25 protein-coding genes are annotated in these 22,245 nt (G+C 69.3%); 9 read left to right on the top strand and 16 right to left on the bottom strand.

Features of this window, described 5'->3' with window-relative positions; all coding sequences use genetic code 11:
- Nucleotides 1-2: 2 nt before the first annotated feature.
- The 4 genes from ACO073_RS02995 (at nt 3) to ACO073_RS02980 (ending at nt 3,775) form a co-directional block, all read left to right on the top strand.
- Complete coding sequence (locus ACO073_RS02995) at nt 3-1,313, top strand: paraquat-inducible protein A (RefSeq protein ID WP_421997383.1); 1,311 nt, start codon at nt 3-5, stop codon at nt 1,311-1,313.
- A 115-nt stretch (nt 1,314-1,428) separates the two neighbouring features.
- A complete protein-coding gene (locus ACO073_RS02990; protein ID WP_421995120.1) occupies nt 1,429-2,310 on the top strand; it encodes a polysaccharide deacetylase family protein in 882 nt (293 codons plus the stop codon).
- 87 nt (nt 2,311-2,397) lie between these two features.
- Nucleotides 2,398-2,727, top strand: a complete 330-nt coding sequence (locus ACO073_RS02985; RefSeq protein ID WP_421995118.1) for a hypothetical protein — start codon at nt 2,398-2,400, stop codon at nt 2,725-2,727.
- Nucleotides 2,720-3,775, top strand: a complete 1,056-nt coding sequence (locus ACO073_RS02980; RefSeq protein WP_421995116.1) for a CobW family GTP-binding protein — start codon at nt 2,720-2,722, stop codon at nt 3,773-3,775. Before ACO073_RS02985 ends, ACO073_RS02980 begins: the two co-directional genes overlap by 8 nt.
- A 19-nt stretch (nt 3,776-3,794) precedes the next feature.
- On the opposite strand, the gene hisH is transcribed toward ACO073_RS02980, so the two are convergent.
- The 7 genes from hisH to ACO073_RS02945 form a co-directional block, all read right to left on the bottom strand.
- Entirely contained in the window at nt 3,795-4,436 is a 642-nt protein-coding gene (gene hisH / locus ACO073_RS02975) for an imidazole glycerol phosphate synthase subunit HisH (RefSeq protein ID WP_421995114.1), read from the bottom strand.
- A gap of 10 nt (nt 4,437-4,446) precedes the next feature.
- Nucleotides 4,447-5,109 (bottom strand): imidazoleglycerol-phosphate dehydratase HisB, encoded by a 663-nt coding sequence (hisB, locus tag ACO073_RS02970; RefSeq protein WP_421995112.1) that lies wholly within the window; start codon nt 5,107-5,109, stop codon nt 4,447-4,449.
- A gap of 28 nt (nt 5,110-5,137) precedes the next feature.
- On the bottom strand, nt 5,138-6,049 hold the full coding sequence (locus ACO073_RS02965; protein WP_421995110.1) for a DMT family transporter: 912 nt from the start codon (nt 6,047-6,049) through the stop codon (nt 5,138-5,140).
- An 81-nt stretch (nt 6,050-6,130) separates the two neighbouring features.
- Nucleotides 6,131-7,402, bottom strand: a complete 1,272-nt coding sequence (locus tag ACO073_RS02960) for an acyl-CoA dehydrogenase family protein (protein WP_421995108.1) — start codon at nt 7,400-7,402, stop codon at nt 6,131-6,133.
- Nucleotides 7,403-7,439: 37 nt separating this feature from the next.
- Complete coding sequence (locus ACO073_RS02955) at nt 7,440-8,690, bottom strand: ATP-binding protein (protein WP_421995106.1); 1,251 nt, start codon at nt 8,688-8,690, stop codon at nt 7,440-7,442.
- A gap of 112 nt (nt 8,691-8,802) precedes the next feature.
- Entirely contained in the window at nt 8,803-9,492 is a 690-nt protein-coding gene (locus ACO073_RS02950; protein WP_421995104.1) for a response regulator, read from the bottom strand.
- 32 nt (nt 9,493-9,524) lie between these two features.
- Complete coding sequence (locus ACO073_RS02945) at nt 9,525-10,019, bottom strand: Spy/CpxP family protein refolding chaperone (protein WP_421995102.1); 495 nt, start codon at nt 10,017-10,019, stop codon at nt 9,525-9,527.
- A 93-nt stretch (nt 10,020-10,112) separates the two neighbouring features.
- Here ACO073_RS02945 and ACO073_RS02940 point away from each other — a divergent pair, with 93 nt between their 5' ends.
- Nucleotides 10,113-10,640 carry a GNAT family N-acetyltransferase gene (locus tag ACO073_RS02940; RefSeq protein WP_421995100.1) on the top strand — a complete coding sequence of 176 codons (528 nt, stop codon included), beginning with the start codon at nt 10,113-10,115 and terminating at the stop codon, nt 10,638-10,640.
- Here ACO073_RS02940 and hisN read toward each other — a convergent pair.
- Both hisN and ACO073_RS02930 read right to left on the bottom strand, forming a co-directional pair.
- Nucleotides 10,637-11,452: a histidinol-phosphatase gene (gene hisN, locus ACO073_RS02935; protein ID WP_421995098.1), complete on the bottom strand. Its 816-nt coding sequence runs from the start codon at nt 11,450-11,452 to the stop codon at nt 10,637-10,639. The genes ACO073_RS02940 and hisN overlap by 4 nt on opposite strands.
- A 16-nt stretch (nt 11,453-11,468) precedes the next feature.
- On the bottom strand, nt 11,469-11,996 hold the full coding sequence (locus ACO073_RS02930; RefSeq protein WP_421995096.1) for a c-type cytochrome: 528 nt from the start codon (nt 11,994-11,996) through the stop codon (nt 11,469-11,471).
- 223 nt (nt 11,997-12,219) lie between these two features.
- Here ACO073_RS02930 and ACO073_RS02925 point away from each other — a divergent pair, with 223 nt between their 5' ends.
- From ACO073_RS02925 to ACO073_RS02915, 3 genes are read left to right on the top strand one after another with little or no spacing between them, the layout of a single operon-like run.
- Complete coding sequence (locus ACO073_RS02925) at nt 12,220-13,128, top strand: prephenate dehydratase (protein ID WP_421995093.1); 909 nt, start codon at nt 12,220-12,222, stop codon at nt 13,126-13,128.
- Between the two features lies 1 nt (nt 13,129).
- Nucleotides 13,130-13,789, top strand: a complete 660-nt coding sequence (gene rpe, locus ACO073_RS02920) for a ribulose-phosphate 3-epimerase (RefSeq protein ID WP_421995091.1) — start codon at nt 13,130-13,132, stop codon at nt 13,787-13,789.
- Nucleotides 13,786-14,283, top strand: a complete 498-nt coding sequence (locus ACO073_RS02915; RefSeq protein WP_421995089.1) for a hypothetical protein — start codon at nt 13,786-13,788, stop codon at nt 14,281-14,283. The genes rpe and ACO073_RS02915 overlap by 4 nt, the downstream gene beginning before the upstream one ends.
- A gap of 17 nt (nt 14,284-14,300) precedes the next feature.
- On the opposite strand, the gene ACO073_RS02910 is transcribed toward ACO073_RS02915, so the two are convergent.
- The gene (locus ACO073_RS02910; protein ID WP_421995087.1) at nt 14,301-15,194 is read right to left on the bottom strand and encodes a PhzF family phenazine biosynthesis protein; all 894 of its coding nucleotides are present in this window, start codon (nt 15,192-15,194) and stop codon (nt 14,301-14,303) included.
- 8 nt (nt 15,195-15,202) lie between these two features.
- Nucleotides 15,203-16,138, bottom strand: a complete 936-nt coding sequence (locus ACO073_RS02905; protein WP_421995085.1) for a sugar phosphate isomerase/epimerase family protein — start codon at nt 16,136-16,138, stop codon at nt 15,203-15,205.
- A 64-nt stretch (nt 16,139-16,202) separates the two neighbouring features.
- Between ACO073_RS02905 and ACO073_RS02900 the strand changes: the two genes are divergently transcribed.
- Nucleotides 16,203-17,813: a helicase HerA-like domain-containing protein gene (locus ACO073_RS02900; protein ID WP_421995083.1), complete on the top strand. Its 1,611-nt coding sequence runs from the start codon at nt 16,203-16,205 to the stop codon at nt 17,811-17,813.
- Nucleotides 17,814-17,837: 24 nt separating this feature from the next.
- Here the strand turns inward: ACO073_RS02900 and leuB are convergent, their stop codons facing one another.
- From leuB to rplS, 5 genes are all read right to left on the bottom strand, one after another.
- Complete coding sequence (leuB, locus tag ACO073_RS02895) at nt 17,838-18,959, bottom strand: 3-isopropylmalate dehydrogenase (protein ID WP_421995081.1); 1,122 nt, start codon at nt 18,957-18,959, stop codon at nt 17,838-17,840.
- A 29-nt stretch (nt 18,960-18,988) separates the two neighbouring features.
- The gene (gene leuD / locus ACO073_RS02890; protein WP_421995079.1) at nt 18,989-19,603 is read right to left on the bottom strand and encodes a 3-isopropylmalate dehydratase small subunit; all 615 of its coding nucleotides are present in this window, start codon (nt 19,601-19,603) and stop codon (nt 18,989-18,991) included.
- 80 nt (nt 19,604-19,683) lie between these two features.
- Nucleotides 19,684-20,172, bottom strand: a complete 489-nt coding sequence (locus ACO073_RS02885) for an RDD family protein (RefSeq protein ID WP_421995077.1) — start codon at nt 20,170-20,172, stop codon at nt 19,684-19,686.
- A 125-nt stretch (nt 20,173-20,297) separates the two neighbouring features.
- Complete coding sequence (leuC, locus tag ACO073_RS02880; RefSeq protein ID WP_421995075.1) at nt 20,298-21,743, bottom strand: 3-isopropylmalate dehydratase large subunit; 1,446 nt, start codon at nt 21,741-21,743, stop codon at nt 20,298-20,300.
- Nucleotides 21,744-21,750: 7 nt separating this feature from the next.
- On the bottom strand, nt 21,751-22,236 hold the full coding sequence (gene rplS, locus ACO073_RS02875; RefSeq protein ID WP_421995073.1) for a 50S ribosomal protein L19: 486 nt from the start codon (nt 22,234-22,236) through the stop codon (nt 21,751-21,753).
- Nucleotides 22,237-22,245: the final 9 nt, after the last annotated feature.

The following is a 22,245-nucleotide window of genomic DNA, read 5'->3' as shown; positions in this document are numbered from 1 at the left end:
CGATGACGCCGCCGCAGCTTCGCGAGTGCCCGGGCTGCGGCCTGTTCCAGATCGTGCCGGCGATGGCGCCGAACATGCGTTCCGACTGCCAGCGCTGCGGCACGGCCCTGCGCCTGACGCGCGCGGACCCGCTCAACCACCATCTCGCGCTCACCCTGGCGGCGCTGGCGCTGTTCGCCGTGCTGTGGCTCGCCATGCTGATGAAGGTCTCGACGGCCGGCATCGTGCGCGAGACCACCCTGCAATCGGGGCCGCTCGAGCTCGTCGACCGCGGCTTGTGGCCGCTCGCGCTCGCGGTCGCCTTTACGACGGCCTTCGCGCCGCTCGGCAAGTTCCTGGGCACGCTCTACGTGCTGATCGGCCTCAAGATTCGCCGGCCGCCGCCCAACCTCAGGGGAGTCTTCCGCCTGGCCCGCCGGCTCGGCCCCTGGTCGATGCTCGAGGTTCTGCTGCTCGGCGTGTTCGTGGCCTACACCAAGCTCGGCGACCTCGTGACCATCGAGCTCGGCCCTGCCGTCTACGCGCTGGGCGTCCTCACCATCGTGCTCGTCTGGGCCGAGCTGGCCCTCGACCCGCAGGCGGTGTGGGAAGAGATCGAGCGGACCGGCCAGACGCATGCGCCGATGCCGGCGGTGGCATCGCTGGAATGGCGGATGGGCAGCGCCGGCTGCGAAAGCTGCGGCCTGGTCTGCGTGCCGGCCCAGACCGGTGGAAGCTGCCCGCGCTGCGGCGCCACCGTGCACGAGCGCAAGCCCGGCAGCGTCGGGCGCACCTGGGCGCTGGTGATCGCGGCGTCCATTCTCTACATCCCGGCCAACGTCTATCCGGTTCTGACCGTGATGCAGCTCGGCGCGGGCGAGCCCAGCACGATCCTGGGCGGCGTCGAGGAGCTGCTGGCGTCGCAGATGTACCCGCTGGCCCTGCTGGTCTTCTTTGCCAGCATCCTGGTGCCGCTGTTCAAGCTGCTCGGGCTGGCGAGCATGCTGATTGCGACGCAAGTCGGCCGGCCCGACGGGGCGGCCGGCGTCCTGCTTCGCCAGCGCACCGCGCTGTATCACGTCGTCACCTGGGTCGGGCGCTGGTCCATGGTCGACATCTTCATGGAATCGCTGCTGGGTGCGCTGGTGCAGTTCGGGCGTGTCGTCACCATCGAGCCGGGAGTCGGCGCGCTGGCCTTCTGCGCCGTCGTCTTCGTGACCATCTTTGCCGCCGAATCGTTCGATCCTCGATTGATGTGGGATGCTGCAGCGCGCAATCCCCACCGCCGGCCACCTCTGGCGGCCCTGCGCGCGCCCCTGCCTCTCGCGCGCTGACGGGCTGCGCTGGCCTCTCCACCGGGCACGCCGCCGCGGGTGTGCACTGCAGCAAAGGCCGTCGGAACGCTTTTTGCTCGGCGGCGTCTACTGAACCGATCGGGGAGTTCGGACGATGGCCAAAGAGATTTTGTGCGGTTTCGGCGTAGACGTCGATGCCGTCGCGGGATGGCTCGGCAGCTACGGCGGCGAGGACTCGCCCGACGACATCTCCCGCGGCCTGTTCGCCGGTGAGGTCGGCAGCCCTCGGCTGCTCAAGATGTTCGGGCGGCTCGGCATCAAGACGACCTGGTTCATTCCCGGCCACTCGATCGAGACCTTTCCCAAGGAGATGAAGGCCGTCGCCGACGCCGGCCACGAGATCGGCATCCACGGCTACAGCCACGAAAACCCGATCGCCATGACGCGCGAGCAGGAGACGGAGATTCTCGACAAGTGCATCGAGCTCGTCACCCGGCTCTCGGGCAAGCGACCGACCGGCTACGTGGCGCCGTGGTGGGAGTTCTCGCCGGTCACCAACGAGCTGCTGCTCGAGCGCGGCATCAAGTACGACCATTCGCTGATGCACAACGACCACCAGCCCTACTACGTGCGGGTGGGCGACAGCTGGACCAAGATCGACTACGCCCGCAAGCCCGCCGAATGGATGGTGCCGCTGCAGCGCGGGCAGGAGACCGACCTGATCGAGATCCCGGCGAGCTGGTACCTCGACGACCTGCCGCCGATGATGTTCATCAAGAAGTCGCCGAACAGTCACGGCTTCGTCAATCCGCGCGACATCGAGCAGATGTGGCGCGACCAGTTCGACTGGGTTTATCGCGAGTACGACTATGCGGTGTTTCCGATGACCATCCATCCCGACGTCTCGGGAAGGCCGCACGTGCTGATGATGCTGGAGCGCCTCTACCATCACATGATCGGCCATCCCGGCGTGCGCTTCGCGACGATGAACGAGATGGCGGACGACTTCGCCCGCCGTTTCCCGCGGAAGAAGTGAGAGAACGCATGTCATCCCGAGCGCAGCGAGGGACCTTTACCTGTGGCCTTGAAGGTCCCTCGGCCTTCGGCCTCGGGATGACATAACATGTGCGCGCTCTGCGGCGTGCTCGGCGGGGCCGACCACTGGACCGATGCCGCGGCGCGGCCGGGCGTCTTTACGCGCAACGTCGATGCCCTGCAGCGCCGCCGCGAGCGGGCGCATCGCATCGCCTGCGCCAGCCGTGTCCTTCGCTACTACGGCCTGACGCTCAGCGACTGGCAGGCGAGCTCGTTCGTGCTGTCGACGGCCACCGGCAAGACCGAGCTGGTCGAGGATCTGGGTCACCTCTGGTCGGCGGCCGAGAAGCTGCTGGGCCGGCCCTGCGACCCGCTCGACGCGGACCTCATCGTGCGCCTGGAGGGAGGAGATGCCTGAACCACCGGCCCCGCTCTTCACGCCGGTCAACCTGATCACCGGCTTCCTGGGTGCCGGCAAGACCACGCTCCTGCAGAAGCTGCTGGCCGACCCGGCGCTCGCGGACACCGCCGTGCTGATCAACGAGTTCGGCGAGGTCGGCCTCGACCATCATCTGCTGGAGCGGATCGACGACACGATGGTGCTGCTGCAGTCGGGTTGCGTCTGCTGCACCATCCGCGGCGATCTCTCGGCGGCCATCCGCGACCTGCACGGCAAGCGCGAGCGCGGTAAGGCGCCGCGGTTCCGCCGCCTGGTGATCGAGAGCACGGGGCTGGCCGATCCGTTCCCCATCCTGTCGACTGTGCAGGCCGACCCCGTCCTGCGGCATCATTTCCGCCTGGGCAACGTCATCACCACGGTCGATGCGGTGAACGCCTTGCGCCAGCTGGCGCGCCAGCCCGAGAGCACCAAGCAGGTCGCCGTGGCCGACCGGCTGGTTCTCACCAAGACCGATCTCGCCGAGGCGGCCGAGGTCGAGCTGCTGGTCGAGCGGCTGCGCCGTCTCAATCCGTCGGCGCCGCTGTGGCGCTCGGCCGAGGGGCCGGTCGACGCCGCCGCGTTGCTGGCGCACGACGTGTTCGCGACCGCCAGCCGCAGCGCCCAGGCGCGCCGGTGGCTGGCGGCCGAACTCGAGGCCGCGCCGCCGCCGGTGGCCGACCGCGATCCCAACCGGCACGACGAGACCATCCATACCTTCACCCTGACGCTCGACGGCGCGGTCGACTGGACGGCCTTCGGCCTGTGGCTGACCATGCTGCTTCACCGGCACGGCGAGCGGGTGCTGCGGGTGAAGGGCATCCTCAACGTCACCGGCTCGGCGACGCCGGTCGCCATCCACGGCGTGCAGCACCTCGTGCATCCGCCGGTCCACATGGCCGCCTGGCCCGACGGGCCGCGATCCTCGCGCCTGGTGTTCATCGTGGACGGGCTCGACGCGCGCCTGATCGAGCGCTCCCTGGCCTCGTTCCTGGGCCTCGTCCCGGCGGTGTTGTCGCCCGCGGCATAGCGGGCGCGGGCGCAGCCGGTCAGGGCTTCCAGCGCAGGAAGTTGGCGATCAGGCGCAGCCCGGTCGCCTGGCTCTTCTCGGGGTGGAACTGGGTGCCGGCGAGATTGTCGCGGCCGACCACGGCGGTGATCGGCCCGCCATACTCGGTCAGCGCCAGGACGGTGTCGGCGCGACGCGCCTTGAGCTGGAACGAATGCACGAAGTAGGCGTGGTCGCCCTCTTCGATGCCGGCCAGCAGCGGATGCGGGCGCAGCGAGACCAGCTCGTTCCAGCCCATGTGCGGGATCTTGAGGCCCGTGCTGCCGGGTTCGATGCGCACGACGTCGCCGGCGATCCAGTCGAGGCCGGCATGGATGCCGTACTCCACGCCGCGCGTCGCCATGAGCTGCATGCCGACGCAGATGCCGAGGAACGGCTTGCCGCGGCGGATCACCTGCTCGTTCAGCGTGTCGACCATGCCGGGCACGCCGTAGAGGCCGGCGCGGCAGTCGGCGAAGGCGCCGACGCCGGGCAGGACGATATGGTCGGCGGCCGCGACCTCGTTCGGCGAGGAGGTCACGAGCACGCGTGTGTCGACGCCGGCCTCGCGCGCGGCGCGCTCGAAGGCCTTCGCGGCGGATCGCAGGTTGCCCGATCCGTAGTCGACGATGGCAACGGTCATCAGGATGGGCTCAGAGCACGCCCTTGGTGCTGGGAACCGCCGACACCTGGCGCGGATCGATCTCCACGGCGGCGCGCAGGGCGCGGGCCACGCCCTTGAAGCAGCTCTCGACGATGTGGTGGTTGTTCTCGCCGTAATGGTTCCAGACGTGCAGCGTCAGCCCGCCGAGCTGGGCGAAGGCCTGGAACCATTCCTTGAACAGCTCGGTGTCCATCGAGCCGAGCTTGGGCCGCGAGAAGGCCACCTTCCAGATCAGGTAGGGCCGGTTGGAGGCGTCGAGCGCCACCTCCGTCAGCGTCTCGTCCATCGGGATATGGGCCGCGCCGTAGCGCCGGATGCCCGCGCGGTCGCCCAACGCCTTGGTCAGGCACTCGCCCAGCACGATGCCCGTGTCCTCGGTCGTGTGGTGATAGTCGATGTGGAGGTCGCCCTCGGCGCGCAGCGTGATGTCGATCAGGCTGTGGCGGGAGAGCTGCTCGAGCATGTGGTCGAGGAAGCCGATGCCGGTCCGGATGTCGTACTTGCCGGTGCCGTCGAGGTTGATGGCGGCGGCGATGCGCGTCTCCTTGGTGGCCCGCGACACGAAGGCCCGCCGCCCGCCGGTTCCGGGGGTGGTCAGGATCTCGGTCACGGCCTTGGGAGAGGCCTTCTTGCTGGCGGCCGGGCGGGCCATTGGAATCCCTCTAAGTCTGCCAGCCCGTTCATACAGGAACACGCGCCGCACGGTCGAGCGCGACACGCGTCAGAATGACGCCCAGGAGGACGATCAGGCCGCCCAGGACCCGGGCGGCGGTCAGGGGGTCGCCGAAGAACGCCGCCGACAGGCCGACCCCGGCCACCGGGATCAGGTACATGTAGACCATCACCCGGCTCACCCCCAGCCGGTCGAGGCCGACGGTCAGGCCGAGGAAGGCGACGCCCACGGGGAAGATCGCGGTGTAGAGCCAGAAGCCCAGCAGGCGGCCGTCGAGCCGGGCGAACTCGCCGAGGGAATCGAACAGCAGGGAGACCGGCAGCAGGACCAGCGAGCCGAAGAGGGTGGTCCAGGCCATGACCCGGAGCGCGCCGAGGCGCAGGTTGTAGGGCGCGCAGCGGTCGACGTAGAGCGCCCAGGCGAAGGCCGCCAGCATCCAGATCAGCGTGCCGTCGAGGCCTCCCAGGGACAGGGTGATGCGGCTCAGCGAGTTGTTGACCACCAGCACGACCCCCAGGAAGGCGATCGCGATGCCGCTCCAGCCCAGGGCCGGCAGGCGACGGCCGCCCAGCCAGGCCAGGATGGCCGAGAAGGCCGTGGTCGTGGTCATCACGATCGAGCCCACGGAGGGCGCGCTGCGCGCCATGGCCAGCCCCCAGCAGGCCTGGAACAGGGCGACCCCGATCAATGACAGCAGGATCATCGGCACCCAGTCGCGCGTCGGCAGCGCGATCGGCCGGCGCATCGCCGCCAGGACGAGGAACAGGAAGCCGGACGCCACGAGGTAGCGCGAGGCGCTGTAGAGCAGGGGGCTCATGACGCCGAGCACGTCCTTGGCGAACGGATAGCTCGACCCCATGAGCATGGCCGTCCCGACCATGACGGCGTCGCCGGTGAAGCGGCTGCTTCTCTCTTTCATTCTCTCAAATCTTGCTCCTCTCCCCCTGGCGGGGGAGAGGAACATGAACGGGGGAGATGGGGGAGTGAGCGTGTCGAGACCTCACGCCTTCGGTGCCGTCGATGCCTTCTGGGCGCCCCAGAAGCCGAACAGGGCGCCGGCGACGCGGCGGATCTGGATCTCCTCGGAGCCCTCCGTGATGCGGTAGCGCCGGTGGTGGCGGTAGATGTGCTCGAACGGCATGTGGCGGGAATAGCCGATGCCGCCATGGACCTGGATCGCGCGGTCGGCGGCGTCGCAGACCAGCCGGTTGGCGCGGTAGTTCGACATCGCCACCCATTCGCTGACGTTCATGTGGTGCTGGCGGTCGAGGTGCCAGGCGGTCTTGCGCACCAGACCGCGCGTCATCTCGGCCTCGGTGTGCAGCTCGGCCAGCGGGAACTGGATCGCCTGGTTCGACGCCAGCGCCTTGCCGAAGACCTTGCGGTTGCGGGCATAGGCCACCGACATGTCGATGCAGTACTGCGCCGCGCCGAGGCTCGAGGCGGCCTGGCGGATGCGGTTCTCGTGCACGAAGGTCTGGGCGACGTCGAGGCCGCGGCCTTCCTCGCCCAGCATGGTCGAGCCCGGCACCTTGACGTCCCTGAGCGAGACCTCGGCATGGTCGGACGGCATGTTGAAGGTCCACCACATGTACTCGACCTTGAAGCCGGGCGACGTGACCGGAACGAGGAAGGCCGAGATGCCGCGCGCGTCGCCGGCCTTGCCCGAGGTGCGGGCGAAGACCAGGTCGACCGTGGCAGTGTGCATGCCGGTGTTGAACCGCTTCATGCCGTTGATGATCCAGTCGGCGCCCTGCTTCGTCGCGGTCGTCTCCATGAAGGTCGCGTCGGAACCGTGGTCGGGCTCGGTCAGGCCGAAGGCGATGCGCTCCTTGCCGGTGAACATGCCCTCGAGATAGCGCTCCTTCTGTTCCGGCGTGCCGAAGCGGTGCAGCAGCAGGGCGACCGGGAAGTTGCCGACGATCGAGCTCTCGTTCTGCAGGTCGTTGTGCAGGCCGAGACCCTTGTGGGCGAGGTGCTCGCGAATGATCGCCATGGCGAGGTTCGAGCCGTCCTTGCCGCCCAGCGCCTTGGGCAGGCCGAACCGCAGATGGCCGGCCTTGTCGGCGCGGCGCTTCATCTCGGCCAGCAGCTCCTCCCATTCGTGCCGTGGCTGGCCGTCATTGTCCCAGTCGGTGCGGGCGTGCTCGCGGCGATGGTCGAAGAACCGGATATTGTCGTTCTCGCGCTCGAGCGGACGGATCTCGCGCTCGATGAAGGTGTCGAGCTCGTCGAGATAGGCCTTGATGTCGGCAGGAACATCGAAATCCATGCCAGCGCTCCATTGGTGAACGTCCGTTCACCGGATACTACGCGGCGGGCAGGTCGATGCGGAAGCGGCTGCCGCCCTCGTCTGTCGCCAAGCAAACGGCGGAGCCGCCGTGACGCCGCGCGATCTGGCGCACCAGGGCGAGGCCGAGGCCGCTGCCGCGGCCCGTCTCGCGCGAGCGCGCCAGCCGGTAGAACGGCTCGAAGATCCGTTCGCGCTCCTCCGGCGGCACGCCCGGCCCGTGGTCGACGATGTCGACGCGCGCCCGGCCGTCCTGCGGCGTGACGGTGATCGTCACCGGCCCCTCGCCGCCGTGGCGGCGGGCGTTCTCCAGAAGGTTGCGGATGGCGCGCCGCAGCAGCAGCCGGTCGCCCGTCACGGTGACCGGCGCGCCGGTCGCCTCGAGGTCGTAGTGGGCGGCTTCCTCGGCCGCCAGCGCCAGCAGGTCGACCGGCTCGCGCACGTCGGCGCCGCCCTGGGCGTCGAGCCGGCTGGCCAGCAGGATCTCCTCGATCAGGTGATCGAGCTCGGCGATGTCACGCTTCAGCGAATCGCGGGTCCGGGCATCGGCGTTGTCGCCGAGGAGGGAGGCCGCCACGGCGATGCGGGCCAGCGGCGTGCGCAGCTCGTGGCTGCAGTTGGCCAGCAGCAGGCGATGCGCCGCGACCAGCTCCTCGATGCGCGCCGCCGACCGGTTGAAGCTCTGGGCCAGCGCGGCGACCTCGTCGTGGCCCTCGACCTTCACACGCGCGCCGAGATCGTCGCCGAACTTCTCGACGCCGGCCTTGAGCCGCTCCAGCCGTCGGCCCAGCCCGCGGACCACGGGATAGGCGCCGACGGCGATCGCCAGCGCGACCAGGGCGAGGAAGGCGGTGATCCAGACGGTCGGGTTGGGCCGCTCGCGCACCTGGCGCGCGACCAGCCAGCGGCCGTCGGGAAGCTGCAGGGTGAAGTTGGGCGCGCCCGGGCCGCGGCGCCAGCCCGGGCGCGCGCGCTGCACGTCGAAGCGCGGCGGCGGCTTGCCGGCGCGGGCGATCAGGTCGCCGTCGGAGCGGTAGAGGGCGATGTCGAAGCGCAGCTTGCGGTGCAGGACCTCGATGGCGCGCTGCTGCTCGGCGACCGGCGCGTCGCTGTCGGGCAGGAGCGCCCCGGTCAGCTCGGCGGCGACCTGGAAATACTGCGGTGTCCGGGCATCGTCGTCGGCCAGCCGCCACAGCAGCGCGGCGGCGCCCACGAATACCGCCAGCACGACCAGGATGGCGAGATAGAATTGCAGGTACAGCCGCTGCATCAGGGCGCACGTTCGCTGCGGAAGGCCCATCTGTCATCCCGAGCGCAGCGAGGGACCTTCGGCGCAACAGGAAAGGTCCCTCGCTGCGCTCGGGATGACAGGGTGCGCGTTCTCATCGGTCCTGGTCCCTGGCGAAGACGTAGCCCGCGCCGCGAACGGTCAGGATGCGCCGCGGTTTCTTCGGATCGTCCTCGATGGCGGCGCGAATGCGCGAGACGTGCACGTCGACCGACCGGTCGAAGGCCTCGAGCTTCTCGCCCTTCAGCAGGTCCATCAGCGCGTCGCGCGACAGGACGCGGCCGGCGCGCTCGGCCAGCGCCAGCAGCAGCGCGAACTGGTAGGAGGTGATCGGCTTCTCCTCGCCGTCCAGCCGCACGATGCGGGCGCCCTTGTCGATCTCGAGGCGACCGAAGCGCAGGCTGTCGCTGCGCACCGGACCGGTGCGGCGGCGCAGGATGGCGCGCAGCCGGGCCTGCAGCTCGCGCGGCTCGAAGGGCTTGGCGAGATAGTCGTCGGCGCCGACCTCGAGGCCGACGACCCGGTCCATGGGCTCGCCGCGCGCCGTCAGCATGAGGATCGGCACGTCCGTCGCCGCGCGCAACTGCCGGCAGAGGTCGAGGCCGTCGGCGTCCGGCAGCATGAGGTCGAGGATGATGGCGTCGAACGACTCGCGCTTCAGCAGCGCCTCGCCCTCGCGCGCCGTGGCGGCGGTGGTCAGACGGAAGCCCGCCCCGCCGAGATAGTCGGAGACCATCCCGGCGAGGCGGACATCGTCGTCGATCATCAGGATACGCTCGGCCATAGGATCAGTATCGGGCCGGGGTCCCCGTCATGTCATCCGCGCTTGCCGTGGCCGTGGCGCTGATGCCAGTTCTTGAAGAAGGCCTGCCGCTGCTCCTGCGTCAGCACCTTGCCGGCGTCGGTCAGGGCCTGGGTGAAGATCTTCGAGCCCTGGTCCGCGATCTTCATCTGCTCGGCGCGGATCTGCTCGATCTTCGCCGGGTCGATGGTCGGGGCCTGCATCGCGGATTCCATCGCCTTGCGGTTCTCGACGCGCTGGCCATGCAGCGGCTTCATCTCCTTGAAGGCGGCCTGGAGGATGTCCACGACCTTCTTCTTCTGCTCGGCGCTCGCGTCGGTCCCGGTCAGCGCCTTGTCGACGCGCTTCTCGATCCGCTCCTGGAACTTGACGGGATCGAAGGTGCGACCCTCGGTCTTGGCGTAGGCGACGCCGCCGGCCGTAGCGGCGAGGCTGCCGGCAAGCAGGGCCGCCATGACCGTCCTCAGGCTCGTCCGGCGGGTGCCCTTCAGCGTGATGTCGTTCGTCATGTGATGCTCCGTGTGTTGCGGGTGATTCCCCGTGACGCTGATATGGAGCCCCCCGGTTTCGCGTTCCTCTCGCGGGTGTAAAGTTCTGTAAAGATGACCACCCTGCAGACCGAGCGGCTGGTGCTGCGCCCGCTGGAACCGGCGGATGCTCCGGCCTATGCGCAGATGCGCTTCCATCCCGACGTGTCCCGATGGCTGCCGCCCGCCTCGGACGAGCCCGTGGCGGCGGCGGAGGCGGCCATCGCCCGCTTCGCGGCGGGCTGGCGGGAGCGGCGCCACGCGCCGTGGGGCCTCTTTCGCGACGGCCGGCTGGTCGGCCATGCCGGGCTCAATTACGTGCCGGAGTTCGCCGAGACCGAGGTACTCTGGGCGCTGCATCCCGACGCCTGGGGGCAGGGCTACGCTACGGAAGCCGCGCGCGCGGCCCTCGACTACGGCTTTGGGACCCTCGGCCTCGACCTGATCTTCGCCATAACCCTGCCGGACAATCTCGCCTCGCAGGCGGTCATGCGGCGGCTCGGCCTCGGCTACCGCCGCCGCGTCGACTACAAGGGCTTCAAGGATATCGTCTGGTTCGACATCGACCGCGACGCCTGGCGCTCGCGATCCCCTCGAGCCTAGCCCAGGCCGCGACGCGGCGCGGTCGACGGTGCCGTGCCCGACAGGACCTCGCGCGCGAGCCGGTGCACGGCGGCGTCGCCGGCCGCCAACACCGAGCCGTCGGAATTCATGTCGAGCTCGCGGCCGGCCCAGTCCGTGATCAGGCCGCCGGCACCGCGGACGACCGGCACCAGGGCCGCGAAGTCGTAGAGCTTGAGCGTGTTCTCGACCACCAGGTCGAGATGGCCCGACGCCAGCAGCCCGTAGGCGTAGCAGTCGCCGCCCCAGCGGAAGAGCTTCACGCGCCGGGTCAGCGCCTCGTGGCGCGCGGCGAGCGCGCCGGGGAACATGATCGGCGCCGTCGAGTACATGTAGGCGTGGTCGAGGCTCGCACAGGCGCGCACGCGGATCGGCCGGCCGTTGAACGTCGAGGCCGCGCCGTCGACGCCCAGCCAGCGCTCCTGGAGAATGGGCTGATCGATGACGCCCAGCACCGGCCGGCCGCGGTGGAGCAGGGCGATCAGCGTGCCGAAGATCGGCAGGCCGGTGATGAACGCCTTGGTGCCGTCGATCGGATCGAGAACCCAGACATACTCGGCGTCGGTGCGCACAGCGCCGTGCTCCTCGCCAAACACGCCGTGCTGCGGCACGTGCTCGTCGAGCAGCGCGCGCATCGCCGTCTCGGCCTCGCGGTCGGCGATGGTGACGGGGCTGGCGTCGGTCTTGTCGTCGATCGTCACGCCGGTGCGGAAGTAGCGTGCCGCGATCGGCCGCGCGGCGTCGGCGAGGCGATGGGCGAGGGCGACCAGCTCGGCAGGGACCGACCCGGTCATGGCCTTGCTCCCCGGATCAGGGCAGCGGCTGCGGCGAGTCCGCCATCGTGCGCAGGTAGGCGATGATGTCGGCGCGCTCCTTTTCCTTGGGCACGCCGACGAACGCCATCTTGGTGCCTCGCACGTAGGCCGACGGCTTGAAGATCATGTGATTGATGTCTTCGTAGGTCCAGTCGCCGCCCTTGGCCTGCAGCGCCGAGGAGTAGCTGAAGCCCTCGTGGCTCGCCTTCTTGCGGCCGACGAGGCCCCAGAGGTTGGGGCCGACCTTGTTGGGGCCGCCCTTGTCGACGGTGTGGCACTGGAAGCACTGCTTCTGGAACAGCGCCTTGCCGGCTTCGACGTTGGCGCCGGCGAGATGCGGGCCGATCGGTGCCAGCTCCTGGGCCGGCGCGGCGGCCGTGGCGACCGGCGGCGTGTCGGAGACCGCGAGGGCCGGCTTCTCGAGCTTGTGCGGATGGACGAGGGCGTTGGAGACCTTGCCCACCACCATCGCGAACAGCGCCGAGGCCAGAACGCAGCCCGCAATCGTGTTGAAACTGGCCATAGTCGATTCCCGCAGCGCCAAAATTCCGGACGTTGCTGTAGCACGCCCGCAGCACCGCCAGTAGTATCTGATCACGGACGCGGCCTCGCGCGGCGGAACGTCGCAAGTCCCGGATTTTGCGAGGTTTTTCGCCGATTGTCGGGCGATTGACGGGGCTTATCCGGCGGGCGAAACAACGCCTCGCAGCAGTTTTGGGGCGCGACGCGCCCGGGGGGAAACGGAGATGGCGAAGGCGCGGAAGCGAGCCCGCATCGGTGGCAGTGCGGCGAGCAACAGCATCGCCTTCCAGGGCGAGGCCGGCGCCAATTCCGACATGGCCTGCCGGTCGGCGTTTCCCTACATGACGACCCTGCCCTGCCCGACGTTCGAGACGGCCATGGCGGCCGTCCAGGCCGGCAAGGCGGAACTGGCGATGATCCCGGTCGAGAACTCGATCGCCGGCCGGGTGGCCGACCTGCACAGCCTGCTGCCCCACACGCGGCTCAAGATCGTGGCCGAGCACTTCCAGCGGGTCGAGCACTGCCTGGTCGCCCTGCCAGGCGCGACGCTGAAGTCGATCAAGACGGTGAAGAGCCACGTCCAGGCACTGGCCCAGTGCCGAAACTTCCTGCGCAAGCATCGCCTGGCGCCGCTGGTCCACGCCGACACGGCCGGCGCGGCCCGCGAGATCGCCGAAGACGGCGACAAGGCGGTGGGCGCCATCGCCTCGTCGCTGGCGGCGCGCATCTATGGCCTCAAGGTCCTCGCGCGCAACATCGAGGATGCCGACCACAACACGACCCGCATGCTGGTCTTCTCGCGCGACGAGGCCAGTCCCGACTGGCGCACGGTGCAATGCATGACCGCCTTCCTGTTCCGGGTGAAGAGCCGGCCGGCCGCGCTCTACAAGGCGCTGGGCGGTTTCGCCACCAACGGCGTGAACATCGTGAAGCTGGAGAGCTACCTGTCGGGCGCACAGTTCGAGCAGGCGCAGTTCTATGCCGAGGTCGAGGGCCATCCCGATCAGCGCGCGATGAAGCTCGCCTTCGAGGAGCTCGGTTTCTTCTCCGAGGAGTTCAAGCCGCTCGGCACCTTTCCGGCCAATCCCTTCCGCCGAAAGGGCTGGGAAGCGCCGACGCGGCCGGGCACCTGACATGCAGAAGCCCGTCCGCATCGCGCCGTCGATCCTGTCCGCCGACTTCGCGGCGCTGGGCCGCGAGGTCGAGGCGGTGACGGCCGCCGGCGCCGACTGGATCCATGTGGACGTGATGGACAACCATTTCGTGCCGAACCTGACGATCGGGCCGATGGTGGTGAAGGCCCTGCGGCCGCACAGCCGCCTGCCCTTCGACGTGCATCTCATGGTCTCGCCGGTCGACCCGCTGGTCCCGGCCTTTGCCGAGGCCGGTGCCGACACGATCTCCGTCCATCCCGAGGCCGGCCCGCACCTTCATCGCACGCTGCAGCTCATCAAAGGCCTGGGCAAGCGGGCGGGCTGCGTGCTCAATCCGGCGACGCCGCTCTCCGCCGTCGAGCCCGTGCTGGGCGACCTCGACCTGGTGCTGGTCATGAGCGTCAACCCGGGTTTCGGCGGCCAGGCCTTCATCGACAGCCAGCTCGCCAGGATTGCGGCCCTGCGCAAGGCGATCGACGCGCTGGGCAAGCCCATCGACCTCGAGGTCGATGGCGGCGTCAACCCCGAGACCGCCCGTCGCTGCCGCGCTGCCGGCGCCGACGCCCTGGTCGCTGGCACGGCCGTGTTCGCCGGCGGACCCGGGAAGTACGCCGCCAACATCGAGGCCCTGCGCGCATGATCGCCGCCGGCCGGGCGCTCGCGATGGCGCGCCGCGAGGTGGGCGAGGGCGCACCGCAGGAGCGCGTGCTGATCAACGCCAAGGATCACCTCGACTCGATGCTCTCGACGCTCGATTCCAAGACCTCGGCGCTGCTGCGGTTCAACGCCATCGTCGTGGCCGCCCTGGCCTATCTCGTCGTGGTCCGCGCCACCGATCCCTTCGCCGGCGCCAACACCGTCATCAAGGCGGCGGGCATGTTCGTGGGCCATCTCAGCCTGGTCGCGAGCGTCGTGAGCTGCGGCTTCGCCTTCCCCGTGATCGGCATCGGCCGCGAGTTCCTGGGCGCGCTTCCCGGTGAGGACCGCGGCAGCCGGCTGCCCGAAGAGGCCGAGATCGAGGCGCTGGGCAAGGTCGTGGAGCGTCGCGTGACGCTCTATCGCTGGGCCTGGCGGCTGGCGGTCACGGGCGGATCGGGCTTCGCGATCCTGGTCGGACTGGCCACCATCCACTGAGGCCGCGGCAGCCTGCCTTACAGCGACACCTCGCCCGACAGGACGGGCACGCAGCCGCCGCCGACGCTGGCGCGGATGCCGTCCGATGCCCGCCACGCCCGGCAGGCGAGCCGGCTCGGCCGGCCCATCTCGACGCCCTGGACGATGGCATAGCCTGCGGCCTCGTCCGGCCCCAGCGAGAGCAGCAGAGCCGCCAGCGGGGTCGCGGCGCTCCCTGTCGCGGCATCCTCGAGCGTGCCGGACAGGGGCGAGAACATGCGCGTGCGCAGGCGCCGGCTGCCGTCGTCGGTCCGGCCGTCGGACGCGTAGAGATAGACGGGCAGGCGGCGGGGGCCGAGATGCGGGAAGTCCTCGTGGGCGGCGCGGAAGCGGGCGAGGTCGGGCGCGGCGCGGGACAGGGAATCGGGCGTGACCTCGGCTACGACGAAACCGTTGCCGACCGAGGCCATCACGGGCCGATGGGTCGTGCACACGATGTCGGGTGTCGACAGGCCGACACACCCGGCCAGCAGGTCGACCGGCATCTCGGGGCCGAGCGACAGCGGCTGCGGCGCGGAGATGGTGACGATGCCGTCGGCGCCGGCCTCGACCTCGACCAGGCCGGCGATCTCCTCGAAGCGCAACCTGCCGTCGCGGGCGCGGCCCCGTCCGGACAGCACCCAGCCGGTTCCCACGTTGGGATGACCGGCGAAGGCCATCTCGGCCGTGCGGTTGAAGATGCGCACGCGCGCGGTATTCGCCGGATCGGCGGGCGGCAGGACGAAGGTCGTCTCGCTGAGGTTGAACTCTGCCGCCAGGGCCTGCATGTCGGCGTCGGACAGGCCGTCGGCGTCGGGGAAGACCGCCAGCGGGTTGCCGCCGAAGCGGCGGTCGGTGAAGACGTCGACCGTGACGAACGCGTAGGACCGCATCGGACCGGTCAGGTGATCTCGACCCCGATCTCGCCGGCGATGCGGCGCAGGCCGGCGAGCGAGCGAGCGGTGGCGTTGCGCCGGTCGTCCGGCACGTGGGTCTCGATGCTGGCCAGCACTTCCTTGGTCTCGACTCCGGCCAGCAGTCGCCTGAGCTCGTCGGCCCACGGCACGTTGCCCTCGCCGAACGGCACGACGCGGCCGGCCGCGAGGTCCCGGTCCTTGAGATGGATCGCCGTGGTGAAAGGCGCCAGGGTCGCGATGTCGGCGTCGCTCGGCCGCTCGCCGGCCGCCCATGCGTTGGCGATGTCAACCAGCGGCCGCAGGTAGCGCGGCTGGTCGGGCGTGCCGGCATTCTCGAGCGCCGCCAGCTCGTCCTGTGTCTCCGCCGCTTCCTGCGCCAGCTTCTCGTCGGCCTCGAAGAAGGCCGCCAGCTCGGCGATGGTGCCGAGGTTGCAGACCGGCTCGTTCTCGAGCTGCAGGGAGATGTCGTAATGGCTGGCCAGGCCCAAGAGCTTCCCGAGATGGCCGCCGATCTTGTAGAGGTCGGTGTGACGGAAACCGGGATAGCGCAGGTAGCTGAAGATCCGCATGTGCGGGGCGCCCAGGATGACCGCGATCTGGATGGCGTGCGCCACCCAGTCCTCGACCGGGCACTGCGAGGGATCGAAGGCGAAATCCACCGGCCCGCTGGGCGGCGCCTTTCCCGGCGCCCGCCACTTGAACAGTGGCGAAACGAAAGCGGTCACGGTGATACCGGCCTTTTCCAGCGTCCGGCTGATGTGGATCACCTCCTCCGTCGTCATGGCGAGCAGGTTGCGGCCGGCCACGGTGCGCATGTCGAGTCGCTTGAGGTCGTGCTCGTGCGCGAAGGCGATCATTTCGTCGAGAGTCGGGCCGATTTCGTCGCCGATGACGGATAGCTGAAGGCGGGGAAGGCTCATCGGGCCAGCCTACTATGGCCGCCGAACTTTGGCTAAAGTCCAATGTGCGGCGGAAGGAAACGGGATGAGTGACGACACGGCGATCTTCGTGGGCGCAGGCGAGACCGACCGGTTCCTGCTCCTGAAGTACGCCAACCGGCACGGTCTTGTGGCGGGCGCCACCGGCACCGGCAAGACGGTGACGCTGCAGACCATCGCCGAGGGCTTCTCCGCCTACGGCGTGCCGGTCTTCATGGCCGACGTCAAAGGCGACCTGTCGGGAATCGGCCTGCCGGGCGGCGACAATCCGCGCGCCGTCGAGCGGGCCCGCCAGCTCGAGATCGAGCCCTATGCCGGACGGGCCTTCCCGGTGATCCCCTGGGACCTGTTCGGCGAGAAGGGCCATCCGGTCCGCACCACGGTGACCGAGATCGGCCCGGTGCTGATGGCCCGGCTGCTGCAGCTCAACGACACGCAGGAAGGCGTGCTCAACATCGTCTTCAAGGTCGCCGACGAGCAGGGACTGCTGCTGCTCGACTTTAAGGACCTTCAATCGGTGCTGCAGTGGGCGGCCGAGAATGCCGGCTCGCTCACCACGCGCTACGGCAACGTGACCAAGCAGTCGATCGGCGCCATCCAGCGGGCGCTGCTCACCCTGGAGCAGCAGGGCGGCGAGCGCTTCTTCGGCGAGCCGGCCCTCGACCTCCGGGACATGATCGGTCGCGACGGCGCGGGCCTGGGCTATGTCAACATCCTGGCCGCCGACCGTCTGATGCAGAGCCCGCGTCTCTACGCGACCTTCCTGCTGTGGCTTCTGTCGGAACTGTTCGAGGTGATGCCCGAGGTCGGCGATCTCGACCGGCCGAAGTTCGTGTTCTTCTTCGACGAGGCCCATCTCCTGTTCGACGACGCGCCCAAGGCGCTGCTCGACAAGATCGAGCAGGTCGTGCGCCTCATCCGGTCGAAGGGCGTGGGCGTCTACTTCATCACCCAGAACCCGCTCGACATCCCGGCGTCGGTGCTTGGACAGCTCGGCAACCGCGTGCAGCACGCGCTCCGCGCCTTCACGCCGCGCGACCAGAAGGCGGTCCGCACCGCGGCCGAGACGTTCCGGCCGAACCCCAAGTTCGATGCCGCGCAGGCGATCGTCGAGCTGGGCGTCGGCGAGGCGCTGGTCTCCTTCCTCGACGCCAAGGGCGTGCCCGAGCCGGTCGAGCGTTGCCTGGTGGCGCCGCCGCAGGGCCGCATCGGGCCGGCGACGGCGGCCGAGTGCGCCGCCGCCCTGCGGTCGAGCCCGCTGGCGGGCAGATACGAGCAAGGCGTCGATCGCGACTCGGCCTACGAGGTCCTGCAGCGGCGGGCGGGTGGTGGCCAGGTGGAGCACGAGGCCGACGGCCCTGAGTCTCGGCCACGCCGGCGCGGCCAGTACGACGCCCCGCCACCGGCTTCGCCGGGACCGTGGGGGCGCACGCGCGTTCCGCAGACGGGGGAGGCGCCCGACTCCCCGGCACCGCGCCCCCGGGCCGAACCGCGCGGCGAGCCGCGACCCGCACCCGCGCCGCGCGCTCCGACACGGCGCAGCGACACCGCTCTCGAGGCCACTCTGAAGTCGATGGGGCGGGCGTTCGGCAGCACCCTGGTGCGCGAGGGCACCAGGATCATCCTGCGTGGCGTGCTGGGCTCGCGGCGGCGATAGGCGGATCGCCCCCGGCCGGCCGCGTCAGGCCAGCCGGTCGAGCTCCTTGACGATGGCGTCGCCCATTTCCTGGGTGCCGACCTTCTTGACCCCGTCGGCCTTGCCGCCGGCCAGCAGGTCGGCGGTGCGGTAGCCCGCCTTTAGCACGTTCTCGACCGCGGTCTCGACGAGGTCGGCGTCCTTCCCGAGGTCGAAGGAGTAGCGCAGCATCATCGCGTAGGAGAGCGTCTCGGCCAGCGGGTTTGCCAGCCCCTTGCCGGCGATGTCGGGCGCGCTGCCATGGATCGGCTCGTACAGCGCCTTGCGCCGGCCGGTCGCGTCGGGCGCGCCGAGCGAGGCCGAGGGCAGCAGGCCGAGCGAGCCGGTCAGCATCGAGGCCTCGTCCGACAGGATGTCGCCGAACAGGTTGTCGGTGACGATGACGTCGAACTGGTTGGGCGCGCGCAGGAGCTGCATGGCCAGCGCGTCGGCATACATGTGCTCGAGCTTGACGTCGGAATACTTCTCCTTGTGCAGCTCGGTCGCCACTTCGCGCCACAGCACGCCGGTGTGCATGACGTTGGCCTTCTCGGACGACATCACCTTGTTCTTGCGCTTGCGCGCCAGCTCGAAGGCGACGGCGCAGACCCGGCGGATCTCGGGGACGGTGTAGCGCTGGGTGTCGAACGCCTCGACCTCGCCCTGGGCGTTGGTCTGGCGGCCGCGCGGCTCGCCGAAGTACACGCCGCTGGTCAGCTCGCGGATGATCATGATGTCGAGACCCTTGACGATCTCGGGCTTGAGCGAGCTCGCGTCGACCAGGGCGTCGAACACCTTGGCCGGGCGCAGGTTGGCGAAGAGGTCCATCTCCTTGCGCAGACGCAGCAGGCCGCGCTCGGGCTTCTTGGAGAAGTCGGCGGTATCCCACTTCGGCCCGCCGACCGAGCCGAACAGTACGGCGTCGGCTTCCAGCGCCAGCTTCATCGTGTCGTCCGACAGCGGCACGCCGTGCTTGTCGAGGGCGGCGCCGCCGACCACGTCTTCCTTGATGTCGAAGCCGACCGCGCGCTTCCTGCCCATCCAGGCGATGATCTTGCGCACTTCGTTCATGACTTCGGGGCCGATGCCGTCACCGGGCAGCACCAGCAGATTGCGGTTTGACGCCATTGTCTTCTTTCTCTCGGAGGTCTTCGTCGTCAGGAGGCGGCGTGCAGCCAGGGCTGCGAGTCCTTCTGGCGCTGCTCGTAGGCGTCGATGTCGGACGCCTTCTCCATGGTCAGCCCGATATCGTCCAGGCCGTTCAGCAGGCAGTGCTTGCGGAACGGGTCGATGTCGAAGTGCACCGTGCCGCCGTCGGGACCCTTGATCTCCTGCTTCTCGAGGTCGACCTCGATGATGGCGTTGGAGCCGCGGCTGGCATCGTCCATCAGCTTGGCGATGACTTCCTTCGGCATCTTGATCGGCAGGATGCCGTTCTTGAAGCAGTTGTTGTAGAAGATGTCCGCGAAGTCCTCGGAGATGACGCAGCGGATGCCGAAGTCGAGCAGCGCCCACGGCGCGTGCTCGCGGCTCGAGCCGCAGCCGAAGTTCGAGCCGGCGACGATGATCTTGGCGTTCTGGTAGGCCGGCTGGTCGAGGACGAAGTCCTTCTTCTGGCCGTCGGCCGTCCAGCGCAGCTCGTAGAAGAGCCCGTCCTTGAGACCGGTGCGCTTGATGGTCTTCAGGAAGTTCTTCGGGATGATCATGTCGGTGTCGATGTTGACCATCGGCATCGGCGCGGCGACGCCGCGCAGCGTCGTGAACTTTTCCATGGGGTTCCCTCGCGAAACGTCGGAATTAACGGGCTTTTGCCGCCCGGGTCAAGCCGCCGTGCCGCGCCGGGAAGGCCCGCTCAGCGGACCTTGATGACCAGCGTGCCGGCGATCATGTCGTGCAGGCCGCGCTTGCGTTCCGTGAAGGCAATCATGATGAAGCCGATGCAGAAGATGATCGCCGACAGGATCTTGGCGAAGTACCGGCCGGTGGCGTTCAGGAAGCTGAGGCGCTGGAAATCGGAAGTCACGACACGGAGGCCCATGGCCATCTTGCCGACCGTGGCGCCGCGTTCGGAACTTTCCATCAGGGCGAAGTAGAGCCACCCGATCACGAACGTCACGAGATTGAACGTCGGGTCGTAGTTCTCGAGGTCGTCCGACATCATGTCGACGCCCACGATGGCCGCGATGACGCTGGCTACGATTCCGAGCAGGATCGCGTCGATGATGTAGGCCACCAGCCGGATCCAGAAGCCGCCATAGGCGACGGCCTGGTTGCTGGCCGGCTGGGCGTCCCAGACGGGCGGCGGCGGTGCGGCGGGTCCCGAGTTGGGAACGCTGGGCATTCGTCTGTCTCCCCTGAACGAACCGAAGGCATCCTAGCACATCGGCCCGCGGACAGGAAAAAGGGCGGTGCCGTTGGCACCGCCCTTCGATCCGGATCTTCGTTGCCCGGCGCTACTGCCCGGCTCTACTGGTAATCGCGCACGTCGGCCAGCGTGCCCTTGATGGCCGCTGCCGCCGCCATCGCGGGGCTGACGAGATGGGTCCTGCCGCCGCGGCCCTGCCGGCCCTCGAAGTTGCGGTTGGAGGTCGAGGCGCAGCGCTGGCCGGGCTCGAGCCGGTCGGCGTTCATGGCGAGGCACATCGAGCAGCCCTGAATGCGCCATTCGAAGCCGGCCTCGCGGAAGATCTTGTCGAGACCTTCCTTCTCGGCCTCGGCCTTCACCAGGCCGGAGCCCGGCACCACCATGGCCGACACGCCCTCGGCGACCTTGCGGCCGCGCGCGATCTCCGCCGCCGCCCGCAGGTCCTCGATGCGGCCGTTGGTGCACGAGCCGATGAACACGCGGTCGATCGGCACGTCGACCAGCCGCTGGCCGGGCGTCAGGCCCATGTAGGCGAGCGAGCGGCTCCAGGCGTCGCGCCGGTCCTGATCCGGCGCATTGGCCGGATCGGGCACGACGTCGGTGATCGGCAGCGCGTCCTGCGGGCTGGTGCCCCAGGTCACCATCGGCGGGATGTCGGCGGCGAGCAGGTCGAGGCGCGTGTCGAAATGCGCCTCCTTGTCGCTCGGCAGGCGACGCCATTGGCCGAGCGCCAGGTCCCAGGCGCCACCCTTGGGGGCATAGGGCCGGCCCTGCAGGTACTGGAAGGTGGTCTCGTCCGGCGCGATCAGGCCGGCGCGGGCGCCCGCCTCGATCGACATGTTGCAGACGGTCATGCGGCCTTCCATCGTCATCTCGCGGATGGCGCGGCCGGCATATTCGACCACGTAGCCGGTGCCGCCGGCGGTGCCGAGGCGGCCGATGATGGCCAGGATCACGTCCTTGGCCGTGACGCCGAGCGGCAGGCTGCCCTCGACCGCCACACGCATGTTCTTGGCCGGCTTCTGGATCAGCGTCTGGGTGGCGAGCACGTGCTCGACCTCCGAGGTGCCGATGCCGAAGGCGAGCGCGCCGAAGGCGCCGTGCGTGGACGTATGGCTGTCGCCGCACACGATGGTCATGCCGGGCAGGGTCAGGCCCTGCTCGGGCCCGATCACGTGCACGATGCCGCGGCGTGGGTCGTTCATGTCGAAGTACGGCACGCCGAAGTCGACGACGTTCTTCTCGAGCGTCTCGACCTGGATGCGCGATTCCTCGTCCATGCCGCCTTCGCCGACCGGCGTGGTCGGCGTGTTGTGGTCGGCGACGGCGATGGTGGCGTCGGTGCGGCGCACCTTGCGGCCGGCCATGCGCAGCCCCTCGAAGGCCTGCGGGCTGGTCACCTCGTGGACGAGGTGGCGGTCGATATAGAGCACGCAGGTGCCGTCGTCCTGGCGATGGACGACGTGGGAATCCCAGATCTTCTCGAACAGGGTCCGCGGCGGCGGGGGAGGGGGCGGCGGCTCGGCCGACTTCTTGCGCGACGCCATGGCGGGCCTACTTCTTCCCGCCGCCCTTGGCGGCACGGATGTTCCTCTCGTCCCGGGGCTTTTCCTTCTTGAGCTTCTCGCGACGCGGCCGCTTCGCGGCCTCCTCGGCCTGCTCGGCAATCAGTTCGCGCTGGGCCTCGACGTCCTCGGCGATGCGGCTCGCCTTGCCGCGCAGATCGCGCAGGTAGTAGAGCTTGGCGCGGCGCACGATGCCCTTGCGCACGACCTCGATCTCCCAGATGCCCGGGCTGTACAGCGGGAAGACGCGCTCGACGCCCTCGCCGAACGAGATCTTGCGCACCGTGAACGACGAGTTCACGCCGGCGTTCTTGCGCCCGATGCACAGGCCCTCGTAGACCTGCAGGCGCTCGCGGTTGCCTTCCTGAACCTTGACGTGCACGCGCAGCGTGTCGCCCGGCTCGAAGCGCGGCACCGGCCGCTCGGCCTGGACCTTGTCCATCGTCGCTTGGCCGATCGTGTCTAGAATGTTCATCGCATCCAT

The sequence above is a fragment of the Reyranella sp. genome (assembly GCF_965229815.1).
Lineage (GTDB): Bacteria > Pseudomonadota > Alphaproteobacteria > Reyranellales > Reyranellaceae > Reyranella.
Note: the sequence above shows the minus strand (reverse complement) of the source record. Positions and strands in the feature narration are given on the sequence as shown.